The organism is Paenibacillus cellulosilyticus, assembly GCF_003182255.1.
Lineage (GTDB): Bacteria > Bacillota > Bacilli > Paenibacillales > Paenibacillaceae > Paenibacillus_T > Paenibacillus_T cellulosilyticus.
Genome location: NZ_QGTQ01000016.1, coordinates 35,719 through 58,636, shown reverse-complemented (window position 1 = coordinate 58,636; position 22,918 = coordinate 35,719). Strand labels below are relative to the sequence as shown.

Genomic DNA, 22,918 nt, shown 5'->3' with positions numbered 1-22,918 from the left:
ATCATCGTTCTTAGGTTAGTTGGCGAATGATACACGAATGCGGTAATCTAGTAACACTGGGGGGATGCTGGAATGGCGGGTAGCAAGCATTATGTTGTATGGGTCGGTCGCAAGCCTGGCGTATACGCGGTATGGGCGGAATGCCAGAAGCAGACGAACGGATTCGACGGTGCGAAATTCAAGTCGTTCGAATCGAAAGCGGCGGCGGATAGCGCATTCCGCGATGGCTGGGAGAAGCATTGGGGCAAATCGTCTGGCGCAAGCAAAGCAGCCGGAGCGGGAACAGGTGCTGCTGCATCGAACCGATTCCGGGCGGCAGGACGGACAAGCTCGGCTTCGCAGGATGTGGGAGAGGTCGATTACGACAGCATCTCCGTCGACGTTGGGACAAGGGGGAACCCCGGACCTGTCGAGTATAAAGGGGTAGACACGCGGACGGGAGAAATATTGTTCTCCGTAGGTCCGATTGCGAAGGGGACGAACAATCTTGGCGAGTTTCTGGCGATCGTCCACGCGCTGCGATATTTGCAAGAACGCGGCAGCAATCGTACGATATACAGCGATTCCGTTAATGCGATGAAATGGCTGCGGGAGAAGAAGGTTGCGACAACGCTGGCGCGTGATGCTTCGACAGCCGAGATCTGGCGTCTCGTTGATGAAGCGGAAGCGTGGCTGCGCACCAACCGTTACGAGAACAAAGTGCTCAAGTGGCAAACGAAGGTGTGGGGCGAAATTAAGGCGGATTACGGACGCAAGTAGGTTTATGATCATGTGTGTTGTGTGATGGAATCAGGATGGAGCGGCTGCTTCATCCTGTTTTTTATTGCGCTGCGGCTAATGAGAGATTTCTCATGAACATTCACGTTGCTCTCGACGTCTTAAGAATGGCTGGAAAAACATGCTGATATTTTTCGCAGACCCATTTCTTGAGTAGAGAAGGATTGATAACGATGAAGATGAAGAAGATAATCCCTGGTATCGCGCTTAGCCTAACACTAGCTTTTGCATCAATGCCTGCATACGCTGCGGACAATTCTGCTATTAAAATCGACGGCATCGCGATCGGGTCCGATGTACAGCCGGAAGTGCGCAACAACCGGACGATGGTACCGCTGCGTGTCATCAGCGAGAACCTGGGTGCGAAGGTTCATTGGTCGAATTCAGAAGTGACGATTACGAAGGACAACTTGAAGGTTGTTCTGAAGCTGAATAGTAAAACGGCGGAAGTCAATGGCAAAGCAGTAACGCTGGATGCTGCGCCGTATGTGAAGAACAATCGTGTCATCGTTCCTCTACGCTTTATTGCAGAGACGTTTGATTGCGAAGTTGGCTACAGCAACGCTGCAGTAACCGTCCATACGGCTCCGCTCGTCATTGGCGGGGTGCAGGTAAAAGCTTTGCAGCAGGAATACCACATGACAATGGGCGGAGTCGTTCAACAGCTCAGCGGCAATACAACGAACAAGGCGATCTATGATCTGTTCGAAGACAACAAGGGCAAGAAGGTTGATGCCCCAGAGAGTTACGACTGGAGGGCTAATATAGATGTACCGGGATCCTATGAGAAGGCCGGTCAATATGACTTCCTTGACAGCGAAGAGAATAGTGTAAAGCGTTACGATATCTATGTATTGGTTAATGCATTCCCGGAGGATCTGTTAACCGGTTATGAGAAGACGCTGCTCTATGACGCCTCGGAAGACCAATGGTACGTATTCAGCGAAAGTGCAGCAGCTTCGATCGGCAATCTAGTGAACACAGCCTACGCCAACGGCCTGGTGAAGATCATCAGCAACACGGTCGTATAGCCTAATGTCGCACGCAGTGTAGCAAAAAAGGACTTCATTCCCCGCCGCGAAGCGGGAGGATGAAGTCCTTTTGTATCAAGTCAAGTAGCAAGCTCCAAAAGTAAGTTGTGCCCCAAAAGGGGCAAGCGACTCCTATCACCCAAGTATGCGAATACGCCTCTGTTCCTCCCACGTTCATCCTTCCGGGGTCCCGGGGTTGGGAAACCCCGGGGGTCCTCCCTAGCAGGGAGGATTTAGGTGGGTAGAAATGTTGATTTAGGTGGGTAGAACTCTCGGATTTAAATGGGTAGCAATGTTGATTTAAGGGGGTAGAATCAGAAATAACGGGGTCCAAGGGGAGAACGCCCCTTACTCCTCCCTATACTCCAGTACATCCCCAGGCTGGCAGTCCAACGCCTTGCATATCGCCTCTAACGTCGAAATGCGAATGGCTTTCGCCTTGCCATTTTTGAGTATCGAAAGGTTAGCCATCGTAATTCCGACCTTCTCCGAAAGCTCGGTTACGCTCATTTTCCGTTTCGCCAGCATCACGTCGATATTAATAATTATGGTCATGTTCGTCACCTCAGACTGTTAAATCATTTTCTGATTTAATATCGATGGCATTCTTGAGCAGCCTCTGAAGGACGGCGGCGAACACGGCGACGACGAATGCGGTGAAAGCAAAGACCAATCCGATCACAATAACGCCAGGGGCGTCGTCGTTCTCCGCAATATAATAGAAGAGCGGCAGCGCGATTACATACAAGAGGCTGAACGTGAACGCGCAGTATTTGATTGTTTTCAGAGCCTTCACGGACAGATCAGAGAAAGCGATGTTCTTGTCGATGTAGCTGAGCAGCTTGAAGGATTGAAACAGCGCTGTAAAATACGGGATTGCCGTTGTATACCCAAGCGCGACCAGAAGATATACCCAAGACGCCGGATAATTATCGCCTGGATCCATCGCGATTACGGGCAGTCCATAAACACACAATGCAAGCACGGGAAGGGCGATTACAAGGAGCGTCAATTTTAGAATAAGGGTCGTTCCACGTTCCACACCATGCACCTCATTTCATAATGTTCCTTTAGAACTTACCATAGGATTTATCGATTTACAATAAATATTTGATGATTATAGATATACTGTGAGCGTCCGGAAATATTCTCAGAGGCGGCTCTTGAATATTGGACCAGAAATCGCTACATTGAAATGACGATTAGATGAGGAAGAGGGAGTGGTGCAGCATGGCGATTGCCGAGTGGACGGAGAAGGAATTGCTTGAGCGGCGGAGCGGGCGTGAGGCTGTGTTGTTCTATACGGCGATGTGCGGCACGTGCAAAGTGGCGGAGCGAATGTTGGAGGTGGTCGAGGCGACGGGGGTCCCGATCGGCATTCACAAAATCAACATTAACTACGCGCCGATTCTACGCGAGCGTTGGCGTGTGGCAAGTGTGCCGTGTCTCGTGCTGCTGGAGGACGGGGAGCCGGTCCGCATGGAATATGCGATGGGCTCGGTCGATCATTTGTACCGCATTTTACAATAAGAGGTTCTAGTCGTCGTGCCAATAGGGCCGTTTATGCCACCTGCCTTCAGCAGGGAGAAGAGCCGACGGCGGCCAGCGGCCAGCGGCAATTCCGCTAGTTGAAACGGTAGGGTGAAGAGAACTATATTTTGTGAAAGATTAATAAAGAAGCTGCTTATAGGTCGGTGCTATTGACTTATGGAGCGGCTTCTTATTTTTGTTAAAATTATACTATTGAGACTTGTGCCTCCTGTAAGCGCTGTGTACGCCTCCAAGTGTGATAAATGTCACAGCGCATCCGATGAGGCCTCTCTATAATGAAGGCCATATCCTTATCATAATGGCGGCAGGAGGCGGGCAATATGGAGCAAATTCCTTTGCAACGAGTCGTGAAGCTTGCGCTCAAGAAGCATCATATTTATGAGGTAAGCAAGCTGACCTCTCTACTCCGTGCCATGCTTGCCAGTATGTTCATCGGCTTCGGCGTTATCGTGGCGTTTAAGTCCGGAGGCGCATTTTACAACGAACATAGTCCGCTTGCTTATCCGATGGCGGCGCTGACGTTCGGTTCAGCGATCATCCTCATCTCGTACGGGGGCGGCGACCTGTTCACCGGCAATACGTTCTACTTCACGCTCGCTGCGCTGCGCAAGAAGCTGGCATGGCGTACGGTGACTCGCATGTGGTTGCTTTGTTACGTAGGCAACGTGCTTGGAGCATTCGCATTCGCATTGCTGATCTGGTCAACCGGATTGTTCCGCGATGCTTCTGTGAACGGATTTCTATTAAGCGTCGTCGATAAAAAGCTGCATGCCGATACTTTCGAGCTGTTCTTCCGCGCGATCCTTTGTAACTGGCTTGTCTGTCTAGCTTTCTTTATCCCAATGTCACTGCGGGGTGACGGGCCAAAGCTGTTCACGATGATGCTGTTCGTCTTCTGTTTCTTTATATCCGGCTACGAGCATAGCGTCGCTAATATGTGTACATTCGCAATCGGCTTGGTCGTTGGGGAGCCGGGGCAGGTTACGCTGGGCGGCATTATCCATAATCTCATTCCAGTGACGCTCGGCAATATGGTGGGCGGCGCGATCTTGATGGGCTTCATGTATCATACGGTTAACAAACCATTCGAAGAAGAGGGGAATCATCCATGAAGAAGACGAGAGTCGTTGTAATCGGAGTAGGCGCAGTTGGTTCGACTACTGCTTATACATTGCTGCTCAGAGAACGTGCGGACGAGCTGGTTCTCATTGATGCGAATCAAGCGAAGGCCGTTGGCGACGCGCTGGATATGAATCACGGCATGCCGTTCGTGGGTCAAACGAAGGTATGGGCGGGTACATATGAGGACTGCGCGGGCGCAGACATTATAATCATTACGGCGGGTGCAGCGCAAAAGCCAGGCGAGCCGCGCGTCGATCTGCTCAAACGCAACATCGCCATCTACGACAGCATCGTGTCGGAGGTGCTCAAATATAACGAAGACGGTATTCTGCTTATCGCAACGAATCCGGTAGATGTCATGAGCTACTTCTGCCTGCGCAAATCGAATTGGCCGACGAACCGTGTCATCGGCTCGGGCACGCTGCTCGACAGCGCACGTTTCCGTTACCTGATCGGCGAGGAGCTGGAGCTTGATCCGCGCAGCGTTCACGCTCATATCATTGGCGAGCACGGCGACTCGGAGCTGCCGGTATGGAGCCTTGCGAACGTAGCGGGTTCGCAGCTGAAGCTTGATGAAGAGGCGAAGACACGCATCTATACGAATACGCGTGATGCGGCGTACCAAATCATCGAAGCGAAAGGCGCGACTTATTATGCGATCGCGCTGGCGCTCGATCGAATCGTTACGGCGATTCTGCACAATGAAGCAGCGGTGCTGAACGTTTCGACGCTGCTGAACGATTACCATGGCGTATCGGATGTTTATCTGGGCGTGCCATGCGTCGTGGATCGGCAGGGCGTTCGCGAAGTGCTCGACATCGTGCTGACGGACGAGGAGACAGCGCTGCTGCATAAATCGGCTAATAAGCTGAAGTCGCTCATTCAAACGATCGAGACGAGCGAATAGTAGAATGGCGAGGAGGCTGGCACAATGGTGCCGGCCTCTTTTTGCATGCGAATAGCGTACATTTAAGTACACTAACTGGCGGACGAAGTGAGATGCGAGCGTATAGTGTACATTAATGTATACTAACTAGCGGACGAAGCCAGATGTGAGCAGATAGGATACATTTATGTGCTCTATCTACCGCTCCAGACGGAATGTACTTGTACTCAAAACGCGAATCAATACGAGGCTGGCACGACCGTGTCAGCCTTTTGCTATTTAGAAACAATTCGCCAATTATTGCTAACTTTTTATTGCGGTATTAATCAATCAATATTAATATTAAGTTATTAATAAAATCATAACATTATGATTTGACGTGCGGCTGAAGTGGGTGTGACAAAACCTATGAAGCCTGTGGTTACCTTGGAGGGAGGACTGAGAGGTCGTTTTTTTATCAGATCGAATGTAAGGGCTTTCAGGATTAATGCTTTTATTAATGTTGGAAACAGGAAAGGGGATCGCAATGTTCGCAATGCTTCCATCCAAACGTCTGGCACGCAAGAGCTTGTCCGCGGTATTAGCCATGGCATTGCTGCTGCCGACAACAGCATTTGGTGCCAGCTCAAGCGCACTAACCTCGTACAAGCAGGTGCTTCAAGATACGAAGGGCCATTGGGCAGAAAGCACCGTTCAAGATTGGTATGATAACGATCTTCTTAGCGGCTATGCAGACGGTACATTCCATCCGAATGCGGCGATTTCACGGGCGGATTTCATTGTGCTGCTGAACAATGTGTTCAATCTGCAGCACACAGGCACTAAGACATTCTCCGATGTTTCTGCAACCGCTTACTATGCGGACGATGTAAGTAAAGCAGTTGCGGCAGGCATTATCGAGGGCTACTCGGATGGGACTTTCCAGCCGAAGAAGCTGGTTAGCCGTGAGGAAGCAGCAGTTATGCTGTTCCGTGCGTTCCAGCTGGCGAGCAGCGCAGGCGAAACGGCAATTGCTGATCAAGATAAGCTTCATTCGTGGAGCAAGGATGCCGTTCTGTCGATGCTGGATGCAGGTTACATTAAAGGTTACGCAGACGGCACATTCGGCGGCGCTAAGTCGATTACACGTGCTGAAGCGGTAACGCTGCTTGATCGCATCGCAGGCAACGTGTTCCATGCGGCAGGTGAGTATAAAGGCGTTACGAAAGGCAATGCGGTCATCAATGTAGGCGGCGTTACGCTGAAGGATGCTGTCATCGAAGGCGACCTGTACATTACGGAAGGCGTTGGCGAAGGCGACGTGACCCTCGATAATGTAACGGTTAAAGGCGAAACACACGTTAACGGCGGCGGCGAGCACAGCATTGTGCTGAACGGCGTGACGATCTCGAAGATTGTAGTCGACAAAGCAAACGGCAAAGTACGGATTCTCGCGAATGACGGTACGGTTGTACAGGAGGTCGTACTCAAGTCCGGCGCTGCGTTGGAAGAGCAGATCAAAGATGGCGCAGCAGGCTTCGGACAAGTACTGCTCGATTCCTCGATTCCGGCGGGCGACATCGTTAATCTGTCGGGCAGCTTCGACCATGTAACAAGTAACGCGGACCAAGCGACAATTAAGTTGAACAGCGGCAGCATTACGCTGCTGGAGCTGCTGCGAGCAGCGGGTATTACACTAGCAGAAGGCACGACGGTCAGCGAACTGAATGTGGGCGCGGGCATCGTCGTTCATGTGACTGGCAGCGGCAAAGTAACGAAGCAGGAGCTTGGCAACGGGCAGTCGCAGCTTATTTTTGACGATGAACAATCCACAGGCAGCACAGGCAGCACTGGCGGTGGTACCGTAACGCTGCCTCAAGAGCAGCCGCAGCAGCAACAGCCGACATTCACGGATGTCTCGGTTCATGACCCGTCGGTCATTAAAGTCGATGACACGTACTACGTATTCGGCTCTCACCTCGCAGCTGCGAAGACGAAGGATCTGATGAACTGGACGCTGGTTGCATCGGGCGCTACGGCGGACAACCCGTTGTTCGAGGATGTAACGCAGAACCTAGCAGAGACGTTCGAATGGGCGGAATCTGATACGCTGTGGGCGGCGGATGTTATCCAGCTCGCAGACGGTAAGTACTACATGTACTACAATGCGTGCAAAGGCGACTCGCCGCGTTCGGCCATGGGCGTAGCTGTTGCGGACAGCATTGAAGGCCCATACGTGGACAAAGGTATTTTCCTGAAATCCGGCATGTGGGGCGAGATCAGCGACGACGGTGTCAATATTTATGATCTGGCCATTCATCCAAACGTCGTTGACCCTGATGCTTTCTTCGATAAAGAGGGCAACTTCTGGATGGTCTATGGATCTTATTCGGGCGGTATCTTCATTTTGAAGATGGACCAGGAAACAGGCAAGCCAGTTCCAGGCCAAGGCTACGGCAAACGGCTGACCGGCGGCAACTCCCGTATCGAGGCTTCGTATATGCTCTACAGCCCAGAGACGGATTACTACTATCTGTTCCTATCGTTCGGCGGATTCGCCTCGGACGGCGGCTATAATATGCGAATCGCGCGCTCGAAGAGTCCGGACGGGCCGTTCCTTGATGCACAAGGACAAGATATGACCAATACGCGCGGCACAGGCAGTACCGACATGGTCAACGATAGGGATATTGAAACGTACGGCGTGAAGCTGATGGGCAATTATCAGTTCGCCGACGAAGCAGGCAATAGTGTAGGGTATGTTTCCCCGGGACATAACTCCGCTTACTATGACGAGGAGACGGGGCAATACTATCTCATCTTCCATACGCGCTTCCCAGGACAAGGCGAAGGTCACCAAGTACGTGTCCATCAAATGTTCATGAACGCGGATGGCTGGCTTGTTACGGCTCCATATCGATACACCGGTGTGACAATCTCGACAGCGTCTGCACAAGCGCTCGTGGGCGACTATCAATTTATCAACCATGGGTACGAGATTACGACCGAGATTAAGAAAGCACAATACATCCGTTTGAATGCTGACGGTACGATTAGCGGTACGGCAACAGGTACTTGGCAGCTGCATGACGATCACGACATTACACTGACGATTGGCGAAGATACCTATGAAGGTGTCGTAGCCAAAGAGTGGGATCCGCTGCGCAAAGCCTATGTGGAAACATTCACAGCAGTATCGAGTAGCGGTGTAACGGTGTGGGGCAGCAAGATGGCAGCAGAAACAGATGCACAGGTTGTGGCGAATGCGAAGACGCAGCTAACCCTTGGCAACACGTCGCGTGTATATACGGACCTGACACTGCCAACGGAAAGCTATCGTCAAACGCAAATTACGTGGAGCTCCACGAATGAAGCTGTCGTTTCGACAACGGGTCATGTTACGCGTCCAGATGCTGGTGACGGTAATAAGACGGTAACGCTGACGGCGACGATTAAGCGTGGAACTGCAACGCAGACGAAGACCTTCCAAGTGACCGTCATTCAACAGGCGACGGATGCGCTGCTTGACGGGCTTGTGGCACGCTATGATTTTGAAGATAACCTGAATGATTCGGGTCCGGACAAAGTGACGACAGGTGCGGTCATCGGCAGTAAAATCGGTGCTGCAGCAACAGAGAATACGGCTATCACATATGCAGATGGCATTAACGGCAAAGCGGCAGTATTCAATGGCGAGTCTGGCGTGAAGCTGGCGAACGGTCTGATCAAAACTCGGATTTACAGTGTATCGATGTGGCTGAATCCAGAGGAACTGACTGCATACACGACCACTTTCTTCGGTGCAAAAAATGATACAAGCTGGATTAGTCTCTTGCCTAACAACTGGGACGACAAAACGATGCTCTGGTCCGGTGAGGCTTGGTATGACGGTGTGACCGGTATGCGAATTGCGAAGAACAGATGGTCGAACGTTACGTTTACCGTCAACAATGGCAATGTGAATGTATATGTGAACGGCGTTCTTCGCTTCACAGGCACGGACTTCCCAGATGTATTCACAACATCGGACGGTACATTCACGTTGGGCGTTAACTGGTGGGATACTCCGTTCAAAGGCATGATGGACGATGTGCGCGTGTACGAAACAGAGCTTAGCGCAGAGCAAGTCGCACAGATCGTGGGCGAGCATACGTCTGGTCAAAAGGTTGGTCTCGTTGCTCACTATACGTTCGACGGCGATCTGACGGACTCGACGAACCATTATGATGCAGGAACGGTTACAGGAAACCGTCTGAGTAACACGGGCGGTACGATTACGTACGGCGACGGTGTCAAAGGACAAGCTGCTCAGTTCGATGGAGCATCAGGCATTAATTTGGGCACCGGCCTCATTAGTGGATCGGAATATTCGGTATCGATGTGGCTCAACCCGACAACATTTACGGCTAGCACAACAACCTTCTTTGGTGCGATGACAGACACAAGCTGGATTTCACTCGTACCGCAAGCATGGGACGGCAATACGATGCTCTGGTCGGGAAGCTCGCCATGGTACGATGGCTCCTCCGGCATTAAGATTCCGGCGAATGAGTGGTCCCATGTTACGTTCACCGTAGATAAAGGCGCAGTAAAGGTCTATATCAACGGTGAGCTGAAGTTCCAAGGTACAGACTTCCCGGATGTATTCAACTCCGCTGACGCTGTGTTTGGTCTTGGCGTTAACTACTGGGATACGCCATTCCAAGGCCAAATCGACGATTTGCGTGTATATGACAACGTACTGTCCGATACGGAAATTGGGGCGTTGGCATCGGACATTCAAGTGAGCGGTGTAACGTTAAGTCATTCAAGCTACACGCTGACGATTGGCGATTCGACTACGCTGGCGGCAGCGGTTACACCTGTTACGACACTGCTGGATCGTACGGTAACATGGACGTCGAGCAACGATGATGTTGCGACGGTAGACGAGAATGGTGTTGTTACGGCTGTAGAAGAAGGCGTGGCAACGATTACGGCGACGTCCGTATCGAATCCGAACGTAAGCACATCGGCAGAGGTACACGTGATCGCCGAACCCGTTGCAGTGGCTTCGCTTGAGCTGGGACTGGAATCGAAAGCACTGAATCTGGGTCAAACATTCAAGCCGTCTATGATTGAAGTGCTGCCAACAGGAGCGACGAATAAAGCGCTGAGCTGGGCTTCATCGGATACGGACGTTGCAGTCGTTGATGCGGCAACGGGTAAAGTTACAGCGGTCGGCATTGGCTCTTCGACGATTTCGGCGGTAACGACTGACGGTACGAATTTGACTGACAGCTACATTCTCGATGTAAGCGGGAATGGACTTGTCGCGAATTACACCTTTGACAACAGCTTAGCGGATGCTGAAGGTACTTACGCGAACGGAACAGTCAGCGGCGTGAAAATCAATGTTGAAGGCGGCACTGAGAATTACACCGAAGGTGTGAAAGGTCAGTCGTTCGTATTCGACGGCAGCACGGGTGTCCGCTTGCCGAATGGCCTGATCAGCAGCAATACGTACACGGTATCGCTGTGGCTCAATCCGGCAGAGCTGACGTACCACACGACGACATTTTTTGGTTCACGCGATGATTCGCATTGGCTGAGCATTGTGCCTCAGGCTTGGAACGGCAACACGATGCTGTGGTCTAACAGCGACGGATGGGTGGATGGCAACAGCGGCATGCTCATTCCAACGAATGCATGGTCGAATGTGACGATTACGGTTAATAACGGAACGGCTGCGTTGTACATCAACGGGGTCAAGAAATATGGAGCGACTGGCTTCTCGAACATCTTCACGACGGCGGACGGTGTGTTCAGCCTCGGCGTGAACTGGTTCGATGACCCTGCCTTCAAGGGCAGCATGGACGATCTGCGCATCTACGACACGGCGCTTGATGCCGATCAAGTTGCCAATATGGTAGCTGGCGTAACCGAATAAGTAGGAAGAAGAAGATGTCCCTGAAGCATGAATTTGCTTTGGGGGCAGTTTTTTTATTCCAAGAAGCAAAGGTATTATATAAAGAGAATAATGGCGTTTGGGTTTAACGGATCTATCAATCGAAAGGGGACACGAACGATGACGCGCAAAATCATTTTAGATCTAGCTGTTTCTTTAGATGGTTTCATTGAAGGGAAGAACGGGGAAATCGATTGGTGCATCATGGATGAAGAGATGGGTTTCAATCAATTCCTAGGTCAAGTCGATACGATTCTATATGGACGAAAGAGCTACGACCTATGGGGAGAGTTCATGCCAGAAGGGGAATCATCGGAGGCGGAGAAACAATTGTGGGATCTCGTTCATGGTAAGGACAAGTATGTATTCTCCAGAACGCAGAAGAGGGCGGACAGTAAGGCGATTTTCATAAACGATAATATTGTTGAGGAAGTTCATCGATTAAAGAACAAGCCAGGTACAGACATTTGGTTGTACGGCGGCGCAAGTCTGATTACATCGTTTATCAATTTAGAACTGGTTGATGAGTTCCGATTATCCGTTCACCCTGTTGTTCTGGGAGGGGGTACACCGTTGTTTGTAAATATCGAGCAGCGGTTGAATTTACAGTTGGTTCAAACAAGAACGTTCTCCTCAGGCGTCGTACAGCTAATCTATCAGTTGAAAGGATGAGATGAAACGAGCATTTTACAATACCTTTAGAAAATGAACATGTCCCGTTTACAACCCCATGCTATTCTGGCTCGGAATATAGGCAGATCATATGGGAGGGCTTCGATTCATGTTCAACCGTTATACACGGAAATTCGGAACGGCAGTCGCGCTGTCGGCTGTGATTCTTAGCGCAACATCGGCATTTAGTGGTCCAGCAGTCTTCGCTGCAGAAGGCGCTGCTGTGGTAGGGACGCCGTACCAAGCAAATGGAACCTACGATCGGACCGTACCGCATCTCTTAATCAACCAAGCATATGGCGGTGGCCTCAAGACGGCAACAGATACTTATGCATCCCATGGATTTATCGAATTGTACAATCCGACGGATACCGATATTAACCTAGCTGGCTGGACGCTGCAGTATGCAGATCGCGATAGCGGTGACACGGGTCCCACGAAGGCATGGGAGAAACTTGAGTTGTCCGGTGAAATTAAAGCGCATTCCAGCTTTCTGATTGTAGGCAAGGCAACGGGTGCAACAAGTCCGACACTTAATCTGTCAGGCAAGGCCGATTTGACTTGGGACCACTGGATTAACAATAAAGGCTTCAAGGTCGCTCTTATACAAGGAACGGACCTGATCACGGACGTGAATCCGTTCGATACCGACGGCAATGGCACGAAGGCAGCGGGTTATGTGGACATGGTAGGAACGGCAACGAATGATGGCGGCGACATGGACGGATATGAGACGGGCTATGTGGCGACAGGCATCTCGAAGAAAAAAGCGATTCGCCGTATTGATCTTGCGGATACGGATATCAACAATGCCGACTTCGAACAGATTGACTACAGCTCCGCAAGCGCAGCAACGATCGCTGAGATGGGGCCTCGCAGCAGTGCTGACGGTGCTTGGGGCCAACTCGAAGTCGTGACTCCACCTAGCATCACGACGCAATCGCTGCCGGATGCCGTAATTGGCGTTCCTTATTCCGCAACGATCGCTGCTTCCGGCGGTACGACGCCCTATACATTCTCGGCGGATGGACTGCCGCAAGGGCTGTCGATCGATCCGGCAACCGGCGTGATTTCGGGTACTGCAAGCGGGTCGGAAGAAGCAGCTGTTACGATTCAAGTATCGGACGCATCGTCACCTGCATTAACAGATTCGCATGTCTATACGCTTCGCGTAGCAGCAAGTGCGTACCAAGATCAAATCTCCGTCACCCAGATCGGTACCTACTCCGTTGGTGTTACAGATCCTGATGGCGGCGTAGCGGAAATCGTCAAGTATAACAAGGATAACGGCAAATTTTATCTCGTGAACGGCTCTTCCGACCCGGCGAGTCTGGATATCGTCAGCTTGGCTGTCGGAGATGGCAGCAGCTTGAACCATCTGGTGAAGGAACATACGATCAACGTGGAAGAGCTGGCTGATACAGATGGCTTCGAATACGGCGACCTGACAAGCGTTGATATTAACACGAACAATAAGCGTGTCTACCTGTCCGTACAAGAGAAAGATCCAACGAAGAATGGCCGCATCCTGGCGCTTGACTATGACGGCAATCTGATGGCTGCTTATGAGGCGGGCGTACAGCCGGATATGATCAAGTCGACGCCGGATGGCAAGTACGTACTCACAGCGAATGAAGGAGAACCTCGTGAAGGTATCGATCCTAAGGGCAGCGTCACCATTCTCGATACGGCTGCTGGAACCGTAACGAATGCGGAGTTTGATAACGAAGCGATTATTGATGACAACGTGCATATTCGCGGCGCATCCGACCCAGATACAGGCATTATTACGGGCAGCGGCACGAAGGCTGATGCGCTCTATGATCTAGAGCCGGAATACATCGCATTGTCCGGTGACGCGCTGACGGCTTATGTTTCGCTGCAGGAGAACAATGCCATCGCAACGCTCGATCTGAAGACTAAGCAGTTCACAGCGGTGAATGGACTTGGATTGAAAGATCTGAGCCTCCCGCGCAATAGCTTGGATTTGTTGAAAGACGGCCAAATCAAGCTTGAGAACGTACCGTTCTTCGGCGTGTACATGCCAGACGGCATCGCTTCTTATACAGTTGATGGTCATACCTACGTCGTTAGTGCAAACGAAGGGGATGCAACGGATTGGCCTGGCCGCACGAATGCCGGCAAAATTTCCAGCGTGAAGAGCAGTCTTGATCCTGATTCTGCTGCAGCACAGCTGGTGAACAGCACGACGACTTATGATGGCGTTGAAGTTATGACGGATATGGGGACAGACAGCCTCTACATGTTCGGCGGTCGTTCGTTCTCGATCTGGGATGCAAGCACGATGGCGCAGACGTATGACAGCGGCAACGATTTTGAGAAGATTACGGCAGAGCGCATTCCTGATTTCTTCAACTCGGGGCACGACAAGACGGCGATGGATGACCGCAGCAGCAAGAAGGGGCCTGAGCCGGAGGACGTGAAGGTTGGACAAGTTGGCGAGCGCAGCGTGGCATTCGTGGGCCTTGAACGTATCGGCGGCGTCATGATGTACGATGTGACGGACCCTGCGAACGCAACATTCTTGAACTACACGAACTCGAGGGTCTTTACGCCGAAAAATAACCTGAATACCGATACCGGTCCTGAAGGTATCGAATTCATTCCAGCGGACATCAGCCCTACGGGTCAACCGCTGCTGCTTGTTGCGTATGAGGTGAGCGGCACGGTTGCGGTATTCCAGCTGAACGTATCGAAGCTGTCGCTCGATAAAGCTTCGCTCAGCTTGACGGCAGGCAGCGCGGCCGGCAAATTGACGGCAACGGTTGTACCGGCTGCAGGCAGCTCCTCGGACGTAACGTGGGCGTCGTCCAATACGTCCGTTGCAAAGGTCGACAACACAGGTAAAGTAACCCCGGTTGGAACGGGTACAGCTGTGATCAAGGCTGTCAGCGCAGACAAATATGCAACGGCTTCTGCGACAGTAACGGTTGCTGCGGCAGCAGGTGGTGTCATTGTTGGCTCAGACTCGGGTTCGGGGTCTGACTCCAGCAGTACAGGGAACGAAGAAAGCAATAATGGTGAAGAAGCGGTGAGCGAGGGTACCGTTAAGACGAATACGAGCGATGGCACTTCCTATACGACGTTTGAATTGCCATCGGGTAAAGATGCGGACGGAAGTCCACAAGCTTTATTGTCAGCTGATCTCGTGAATAAAGCGTTAGAGGATCTGAACAAAGCAGGTGCAGGCAATAAGCAGCTGGTCATCCACGCCGAAGTATCGGAGGGTGGCTCGATCTTACTGGCTGAAGATGCGGTTGCGCTCCTTGCGGACCTGACAGGTGTAGAGTCGGTATCGCTGGAGACGAATCTGGGAACGATCGCATTGGAGGCGGATGCATGGAAGAGCCTGTTATCGTCGATCGGTTCCGATGGCAAAGGCAGCATCACCCTCAAGCTGACCAGCGAAGCGGGTACAGGCTCGCTTGCAGGACAGAAGGTCGTACATTTCCACCTGCTGATTGATGGTAAGGAAGTAAACAATGTGCAGGGCGGAATTGTTGTTGGTCTACCGTACCAGCTGGCACAAGGAGCTAACTTCCTAGCCGTTGTTCCTTATGCAGTTCTGCCGGATGGTTCATCCGCAGCAATGATTCTCGGCATCTATGATGAAGAATCGGGTCAGGTCGTATTCCGTGTAGACTCGCTTGATGCGGGCTTTGCGGCAAAATACAATGACGCTGCATTCTCGGATACGAATAACAGCTTCGCATCCAATGCTATCACGTACCTTGCGGCACGCGGTATCATTGGCGGCGTGGGCGGCGGTCAGTTTGCGCCGGGAGCTAACCTAACGCGCGGCGATTTCGTTCTGATGCTTTCACGCATCGCTGGCGTTCAGCCAGGTGAATTCACAGGTTCTAGCTTCAACGATGTCAAAGCTGATGCGTACTACGCACAGGCGGTTGAGTGGGCATCGAGCCTCGGGATCGTAACGGGTACGGGCAACGGTGCGTTTGAGCCGACTGCAGAAGTGACGCGTGAGCAGCTCGTCACGATGCTCGTTCGTTTCCTCGGCCTGCTGGGCTATGAGCTGCAGCCGGTCGATGAACCGATTAGCTTCGCTGATGCCGATTCGATTTCTGGCTATGCAGCGGATTCGGTCGCTGCTGCACAGCAAGCGGGTCTCGTAAGCGGCCGTCCAACTGCAGGCGGCGATGGCGTTGCCTTCGCGCCGCAAGCATCGGCTACGCGTGCAGAGACAGCGAAGCTGCTTGCTCTGCTGCTGCTCGAACTTACGAATTAATGAGATAGGCGCGATTCAGTGGCGGTGGTTTAGAGTAAGGACTTCATGAACGAAGCGTCAGTCTCCACGTCCTTGTAGGACGGACATGGGGATTGGCGCTTTTTATTTCGCGTCGAACTGATGTGTTGGAACCATTGGGGACGTCAGATGTCCGATAAGAGTGGTCCAACCACGCTTATCTCATCCAATTGCATCCGCAACAACAGATAAGTGTGTACATTCGCGCTTACTGTGGAGCTGAGGCAGGTAAACAGGTATTCAATAGGTGAATAAGAGAGGATGTACCATACTTAAATTGCTGAGTGTGACGGCGAATGACCGATAAGCGCGACTTAGCCACACTTAATCCATGGAGTCGGGCTATCGTAATGACGGTCAGATAGATCGATATCGATACGGGAAGGTCGTTCAACTATTTTATAAAGTCATATTGACATTATAAATTCAATTGGCGTATACTGTAAACATCAAGGAGGTGCTGCATGACACACCAACAACCAACACAATACCGGTCACCGGACGGACTGCCGGTCGACATCGCTATATTCACGATTACATCGCACGCGAAGCAAGGCAATTATAAAATGCTCGCCGATCGCAGACTCGACGTTCTGCTCGTTCGGCGCAGTGCATCCTCTGAAGCCTACCCGAGTTACTGGGCGCTGCCAGGCGGGTTCTCGAAGGAAGGGGAGACGCTGCTGGAGGCAGCGTACCGCGAGCTGAAGGAGGAGACGAACGTTGATCGCAACGTCATGATCGAGCAGATCAAGACGGTCTACTATCCGGGACGCGATCCACGCGGGTGGATGCCTTCCGTCCTCTATTGTACGCTCGTGAAGGAAGCTTATCTGCTGAAGCTTGCGGCTGACACGGATGCCGATGAGGTAAGGCTGTTCCCACTCGAAGAGGCATTGAAGATGAAGCTTGCCTTTGATCACAACGAGCTGCTGCAGGACGCACTCACTTATGTGCAGACGAAGATGATGACGACGACGATTGCGAAGCAGTTTCTGCCGGAGGAATTCACGATTCGAGAGCTGTACCAAATTATTAAGACGGTCGTGCCATCGTTTGAGGAAGACATCGCGAACTTCAAGCGCAACCTGCTGACGACAAAGGCGAGACAAGGTCTCATCCGTGAAGCGGTGACCGCGGATGGTCAGCCAAAGACAACCGATCGGAACTCGAACCGCCCCGCACAGCTGTATGTCTATACCGACTACGAGCCGCGCATCTCGATTTATAATTCCGGGCTTTTCTAAGCTCGGATATATTTCAAACCATCTATATAGTCATATCGACTATCAATAATATAATCTTAAACATTCATTGGAGGTCATTACTATGTTGAATACACTTCGCAATAATCCACTGCTTCTGACGGACAGCTATAATCTGTCGCATGCTCGGCTCAAATGCAATATGGACTGGGAAGTGAGCCATCTGTACAACCGCAAGGAAGGAATGATTCTGTATGGCTTCCGCGAGACCGTAACGGAACTGCTGTCGATCCAGATCACGGAGGCGCATGTCGTAGAAGCCGAGCGCTGCGCGGCAATGCAAGGTCTGGCTTTTCCATCGGAGCTGTTCCGCCGAGTGGTGAGCGAATGCAACGGCTATGCGCCGATCGCGGTGGAGTCGGTACCGGAAGGTACTTGGTGCCCGGCGGGTACGCCTTTTGCCCAAGTGTACAATACAGTTGAAGGCTTCGGTGAGCTGGTGACGTGGTGGGAAGGCATGTTCATGCATGCGTACTTCCCAAGCGGATGCGCGACGGAGGCGTTCCACATGCGCCGTTACTTGGAGGCGAAGCAGGCGGAGCATGGCGCAGACGATGGTTTCCTGTGGCGCATTCACAGCTTCGGATTCCGCGGACATCGGGGCTTGGAGGATGCGTACTGGGCGGGAACGGCGTGGAATCTATCGCTGCAGGGAACGGACGATTTTCACACGACGCATCATACGCCTCAGGCTGTGATCGGCAGCATCGCGGCGTTGGCGCATAAGGTGACGCAGCAGTATGACGATGAGCTGGCATGCTTCATGCATGCAATCGACTCGACGGCGGATGCAGGCGAGAAGATCGTTGCACTCGTCATCGATACGTATGATGCGAACCGCGTGATTGAGCTGTATTTGCCGGAGCTTGGCCGTCGTGCACGTCAGCGGGGCGTACGGATTGTGATGCGTCCGGACAGCGGCGATGTGCTGGAGCAGGCGATTGCGATTTACCGGGTCGCTCAGGCGAATGATCTGCTTGATGCAGTTGGCGTTATTATCGGCGAAGGGATGAACTTCGAGCAGGTGAAGCGGTACGATGCAAGACTGGAGGCAGAAGGCGTGCCGCTGGCGTTCGTCGCATATGGCGTGGGATCGGGCTTCTACAATCATATCGACCGCGATACGTATGGATGGGCGATGAAGACGGCGTACAGCAACGGCAAGGATCGGATGAAGTTCGCGATGGCAGCAATCAAGCGGAGCATTCCGGGCCGCGTGCGGCTAGTTCGAGTGGAAGGCGAGCTGACAGCGATCGCCCATGAGGGTGAAGAGACGAACGGCGAGGAAGTATACGAAACAATCTACAAGCACGACGGAACGGGCAAACCGCATATGATGGTTGCTGGGGCAGCATTTTGGAACGAAGTACGCGATCGGATTCGGGTGCAAAATCCACAGCAGCAAGCGATCAAATTATCGGCTGCCATTGAGAGGAAAATCGCTGCGCTTGCGGAACAGTATCTATAGAGGATGTTCAAATAGTCCGCTTTTGATCACGAAGCAACACTTTTTTTGAAGACGTAATTATTATTGATAGTCTATAAGCTTATGTTCATGAACAGGAGGCGCTGCCGATGCCGACGAGCAAGCCTTATCGGTATGGTTTTATTCTAGGACGATTCCAACCGCTGCATATCGGTCACGAACGAATGATAGATGCGGCGCTGGATGTGTGTGACAAAGTGCTGGTGCTGGTCGGCTCCGCACAGCTGCGAGGGACGGTACGCAATCCGCTGGATATCGAGCTCCGTGCACGTCTGCTGCGCAAAGTGTACGGCAATCGGATCGAGCTGGCTCCGCTCACGGATTACTCGCATGAGGGCGACCACAGCACTGCGTGGGGAATGTATTTGCTGGGCGCTGCGAAGCAATACGGCATTGACCGTGGTTTCCATCCGCTTGACCTGATGATCGCCGGCGACGATGAGGAACGGGGGCAGTGGTTTCCAGAGGATGCGATAGCGGGCATTCATCAGCTGGCCGTTCCGCGTGCGGACATTCCAATCAGCGCCACGCTGCTGCGGGAAGCCGTCATCGCGGGTGAAGAAGGATACTGGCAGGTGTACACGAACCCTGCGCTGCATGATGAATTCGAGACCGTCCGCTGCGCGCTGCTCGAGATCGAGTATTATCGGGAGCGGGCTGAGGCGGAAGCGGAAGCGGCAAGTTTTGAACCATGATGGACGTTACTAGCAAGCGCAAAAAAGCGGTCAATCCAATCCCGCAAGGGGAGAGGTTGACCGCTTTGTATATATAGGAACCGTTTAGTGGTTAACGCCAGATTTCCACATCGTCTCGATTTCCTCGAGCGATTTGCCTTTTGTCTCAGGAATCATACGCCATGTGAAGACGACCGTGATGAGACCCATTACCGCATAAATCCAGAACGTTGATGCGGCGCCGACCGATTTCAGCATCGGCGGGAACGTCTGCGAGACGACATAGTCGGCTGCCCACAGCGCCATCGATGCGATTGCCGTTGCGCGACCGCGAATGTGATTCGGGAATATCTCCGCGAGCAGCACCCAGACGACAGGTCCAAGCGAAATCGCGAACGCGGCTACGTAGACGAGCAGCAGAATGAGCACGAGTACACCTGACGTATGTCCGGTATGGAAAGCAAATCCGATAAACAGCAAGCACAGCGTCATCAGTCCGGAGCCGATCAGCAGCAGCGCTTTGCGGCCAACCCGGTCGATGAGACGGATTGCGATAATCGTGAATACAACGTTGATCAGACCGACAAGAATCGTTTGGACGAGCGCGGCGTTTGTGCCTGCACCTGTTTCTTTCAGAATCTCCGGCGCGTAGTACAGCACCGCGTTAATACCCGTTACTTGCTGCAATACAGCGATAACAACGCCAACGATGAGTGCGGTACGAAGGCCTGGCTTGAACAGCTGGCGCAGCGAGCCGCGGGTTTCCTGCTTGAACGATTCCTTGATGTCGAGCACTTCTTGACGGGCGCCGCTCTCACCATGGATTTTAACCAGAATATCGAGCGCCTGCTCCGCACGGCCCTGCTTAATGAGCCAGCGCGGGCTTTCCGGTACGAGGAACAGCAGCACCATGAAGATCGCGCCAGGAACAGCGCCAACACCGAGCATCCAGCGCCAAGCGGTCGAGACGTCCCAAGCATCGTCGCCCATCGAAGCGAAGGCATTATTAACGAAGTACGTCAGGAAGATACCTGTTACCGTTGCAAGCTGGTTGAAGGCGACAAGACGTCCGCGGTAGCGCGTCGGCGCGATCTCTGCATTGTACAGCGGACAGAGGGTGGACGTAATACCGATGCCGAGACCGCCAATCATGCGAAAAATAACATAACCCGTAAACGTACTCGGCAGCGCCGAGCCGATTGAACCGATGATGAACAGCAGCGCAGCAGCGATCAGCACTTTTTTGCGGCCATAACGGTCACTTATGATGCCGGATGCGCCAGCGCCGACAATACAGCCGACGATCAAGCTGGACACGGCCCAGCCGACCTGTACTTCGCTCAAGCTGAAGTGATCCTGCATAAAGCCAACCGCACCGGAGACGACGGCTGTATCGAAGCCGAACAATAGTCCGCCGAGCGCGGCGATAATCGATGTGAGCGTGACGAACTTCATGTTGATTCCGCTGTCTTCAGCGATATGGTTGTGCTGCGATTGAGTTGCAGTTATAGGGGCAGCCATAGGGTTCATGCTCCTTCTCTTTGAATAATGAATGAACCGCCTGTATAAGAAGCTAGGGGGGCGGCGTCACTCATTATAGCACCGGGATGGCCGCGCGAAGGGAACGATGAACAGCACTATATTGTTAGGTTGCCGCACATTTCGAATCGTCCGATCGGTTATTGGCTAACGATTCCGAGCGCTATCACTATTTTGTCCTGCCAGCACAAAAATGTCCTCTTCCCACGCATCCGCTGTCACGAATCGCTGCCCTTCGAGCCGCTCGCCCGATAGTCCGATGGGGTGACTCCCGTGACCTTCTTGAACACTCGGCTGAAGTAGTTCGGGTCTTTATATCCCACCTCGAAGCATATCTCCTTCAGGCTGAGCGCATCGTCCTCAATCAGCTGCTTCGCCCGCTTAATGCGCAGCGAGGTAAGGTAGTCGATGAACGTCTCACCGACATATTGCTTGAATACTTTGCTTAGGTAAAAAGAGTTCAGGTGCACGTGGTCCGCCACCTCTTCCAGCGACAGCTCCTCCGTGAAGCGCGATTCGATGTAGCGTCTGGCGCGATCCAGCGCCGAGATCGTCTGGTGCTCGCGCATTTCGCGGCTGCGCCGCAGGGCGGACATGACGTAGGCGTTCGTCGCCTCGTCCGCGCTGACGGCAGAGCCTTCCGCCAAGTCCGCGTTCATGCCGCCGCTGCTGTTCATCGCAGCAGGGGCGGCGCTGCCGCCAGGTCCGCTGCGCTGCAACTCGGCGAACAGGCACAGTCCGCCGCCGCTGCCGCAGCAGGAGGACGCGAATACCGCCTCCACGTAGGAGCGGCGGAGCCCTTCAACGCCGGCGTGCTGCACGCCAACGCCGATTGAAGCGGGCTGGCCGAGCCGATCGGCTGTCCATTGGGCGAGCCGCTGACCGATCGTGCCGGCATTCGGGGCCGATGCTGTGCTCTCCTTCGGAGTCGGGAAGAACAGCGCCATATGGCGGTCGATGATCGAGCTGACCAAGCATTGGCCAAGCGATTTGGCGAATGCTCGCACTTCCTCGAACAAGGCGCGCCGATCCTTTGACTCAGGCGGCAGCTCCGGCCACGCCGCGACAACGGCGAAGCCGCCTTCGAGCGGGAAACGAATCCATTCCGCGAGCTGCTCCGCCTCGGCGCCGATCACCTGGTCGACCATAAACATGAGCGCCAGCTCATTCTCCATAATGGGCTCCAGCTCGAATAACCGGTCGATCAGCTGCAGCCGTTCGCTGCGCGCCTGCTTCTCGTTGTCCAGCTCTTGGACGAGCTTCTGCAGCAGCGAAGTGATCTGCTCGCGGCTGGCAGGCTTCACGATATATTCCTTCACGCCAATCGCTATCGCTTCTTGCGCATAGGCGAAATAATCATAAGCCGTAACGAGCACCAGCTTCGTATCGGGCATCCGGTCCCGAATTTGCCGAAGCGCATCAAGGCCTTGAATGCCGGGCATATGGATGTCCATGAAGATGATATGGGGGCGGTGCTCCTCGGCCAGCTCCAGCGCCCGACGGCCATTTTCGGCAAAAATCATCTGGAACGCATCCGGCATTGCACGCCGAACAATCCACTCCAGCCCTTCCCGTTCAAGTGCCTCGTCATCGGCAATTAATAGTCGGTAAATAACGGCAGTTCCTCCTTTCTTGCTTGCGTTAGCCGCATAAGTCATAAACTTCATTAAGCATCAACAAGGCATTCGGATGCAAGTCTCCGCATTA

The 22,918-nt window shown here is 52.8% G+C and carries 15 protein-coding genes; 11 read left to right on the top strand and 4 right to left on the bottom strand.

The window, feature by feature from the left end; all coding sequences use genetic code 11:
- Positions 1–72 precede the first annotated feature (72 nt).
- The gene (gene rnhA, locus DFQ01_RS18740; RefSeq protein ID WP_110045434.1) at positions 73–759 is read left to right on the top strand and encodes a ribonuclease H; all 687 of its coding nucleotides are present in this window, start codon (positions 73–75) and stop codon (positions 757–759) included.
- Between the two features lie 197 nt (positions 760–956).
- Entirely contained in the window at positions 957–1,808 is an 852-nt protein-coding gene (locus DFQ01_RS18735) for a copper amine oxidase N-terminal domain-containing protein (RefSeq protein WP_110045491.1), read from the top strand.
- 348 nt (positions 1,809–2,156) lie between these two features.
- On the opposite strand, the gene DFQ01_RS18730 is transcribed toward DFQ01_RS18735, so the two are convergent.
- Together DFQ01_RS18730 and DFQ01_RS18725 are read right to left on the bottom strand one after the other, a co-directional pair.
- Complete coding sequence (locus DFQ01_RS18730) at positions 2,157–2,363, bottom strand: helix-turn-helix domain-containing protein (RefSeq protein WP_110045433.1); 207 nt, start codon at positions 2,361–2,363, stop codon at positions 2,157–2,159.
- Between the two features lie 10 nt (positions 2,364–2,373).
- Complete coding sequence (locus tag DFQ01_RS18725; RefSeq protein WP_110045432.1) at positions 2,374–2,850, bottom strand: DUF2975 domain-containing protein; 477 nt, start codon at positions 2,848–2,850, stop codon at positions 2,374–2,376.
- Between the two features lie 188 nt (positions 2,851–3,038).
- Here DFQ01_RS18725 and DFQ01_RS18720 point away from each other — a divergent pair, with 188 nt between their 5' ends.
- From DFQ01_RS18720 to DFQ01_RS18680, 9 genes are all read left to right on the top strand, one after another.
- Positions 3,039–3,338 (top strand): thioredoxin family protein, encoded by a 300-nt coding sequence (locus DFQ01_RS18720; protein ID WP_110045431.1) that lies wholly within the window; start codon positions 3,039–3,041, stop codon positions 3,336–3,338.
- Between the two features lie 341 nt (positions 3,339–3,679).
- Positions 3,680–4,471: a formate/nitrite transporter family protein gene (locus tag DFQ01_RS18715; protein WP_110045430.1), complete on the top strand. Its 792-nt coding sequence runs from the start codon at positions 3,680–3,682 to the stop codon at positions 4,469–4,471.
- Positions 4,468–5,388 carry an L-lactate dehydrogenase gene (locus DFQ01_RS18710; protein WP_110045429.1) on the top strand — a complete coding sequence of 307 codons (921 nt, stop codon included), beginning with the start codon at positions 4,468–4,470 and terminating at the stop codon, positions 5,386–5,388. The genes DFQ01_RS18715 and DFQ01_RS18710 overlap by 4 nt, the downstream gene beginning before the upstream one ends.
- A gap of 505 nt (positions 5,389–5,893) precedes the next feature.
- Positions 5,894–11,275 carry a LamG-like jellyroll fold domain-containing protein gene (locus DFQ01_RS31955; RefSeq protein ID WP_174812502.1) on the top strand — a complete coding sequence of 1,794 codons (5,382 nt, stop codon included), beginning with the start codon at positions 5,894–5,896 and terminating at the stop codon, positions 11,273–11,275.
- A 138-nt stretch (positions 11,276–11,413) separates the two neighbouring features.
- Positions 11,414–11,965 carry a dihydrofolate reductase family protein gene (locus DFQ01_RS18700; protein ID WP_110045490.1) on the top strand — a complete coding sequence of 184 codons (552 nt, stop codon included), beginning with the start codon at positions 11,414–11,416 and terminating at the stop codon, positions 11,963–11,965.
- A gap of 109 nt (positions 11,966–12,074) precedes the next feature.
- Positions 12,075–16,232: a choice-of-anchor I family protein gene (locus DFQ01_RS18695; protein WP_174812503.1), complete on the top strand. Its 4,158-nt coding sequence runs from the start codon at positions 12,075–12,077 to the stop codon at positions 16,230–16,232.
- A 482-nt stretch (positions 16,233–16,714) separates the two neighbouring features.
- On the top strand, positions 16,715–17,494 hold the full coding sequence (locus DFQ01_RS18690) for an NUDIX domain-containing protein (protein WP_110045426.1): 780 nt from the start codon (positions 16,715–16,717) through the stop codon (positions 17,492–17,494).
- A gap of 82 nt (positions 17,495–17,576) precedes the next feature.
- A complete protein-coding gene (locus tag DFQ01_RS18685; RefSeq protein ID WP_110045425.1) occupies positions 17,577–18,980 on the top strand; it encodes a nicotinamide phosphoribosyltransferase domain-containing protein in 1,404 nt (467 codons plus the stop codon).
- A 107-nt stretch (positions 18,981–19,087) separates the two neighbouring features.
- Positions 19,088–19,693: an adenylyltransferase/cytidyltransferase family protein gene (locus DFQ01_RS18680; RefSeq protein WP_110045424.1), complete on the top strand. Its 606-nt coding sequence runs from the start codon at positions 19,088–19,090 to the stop codon at positions 19,691–19,693.
- 84 nt (positions 19,694–19,777) lie between these two features.
- Here DFQ01_RS18680 and DFQ01_RS18675 read toward each other — a convergent pair whose 3' ends face one another.
- Both DFQ01_RS18675 and DFQ01_RS18670 read right to left on the bottom strand, forming a co-directional pair.
- The gene (locus DFQ01_RS18675; RefSeq protein ID WP_110045423.1) at positions 19,778–21,193 is read right to left on the bottom strand and encodes a sugar porter family MFS transporter; all 1,416 of its coding nucleotides are present in this window, start codon (positions 21,191–21,193) and stop codon (positions 19,778–19,780) included.
- Between the two features lie 236 nt (positions 21,194–21,429).
- Positions 21,430–22,824: an AraC family transcriptional regulator gene (locus DFQ01_RS18670; RefSeq protein WP_174812727.1), complete on the bottom strand. Its 1,395-nt coding sequence runs from the start codon at positions 22,822–22,824 to the stop codon at positions 21,430–21,432.
- Positions 22,825–22,918 lie beyond the last annotated feature (94 nt).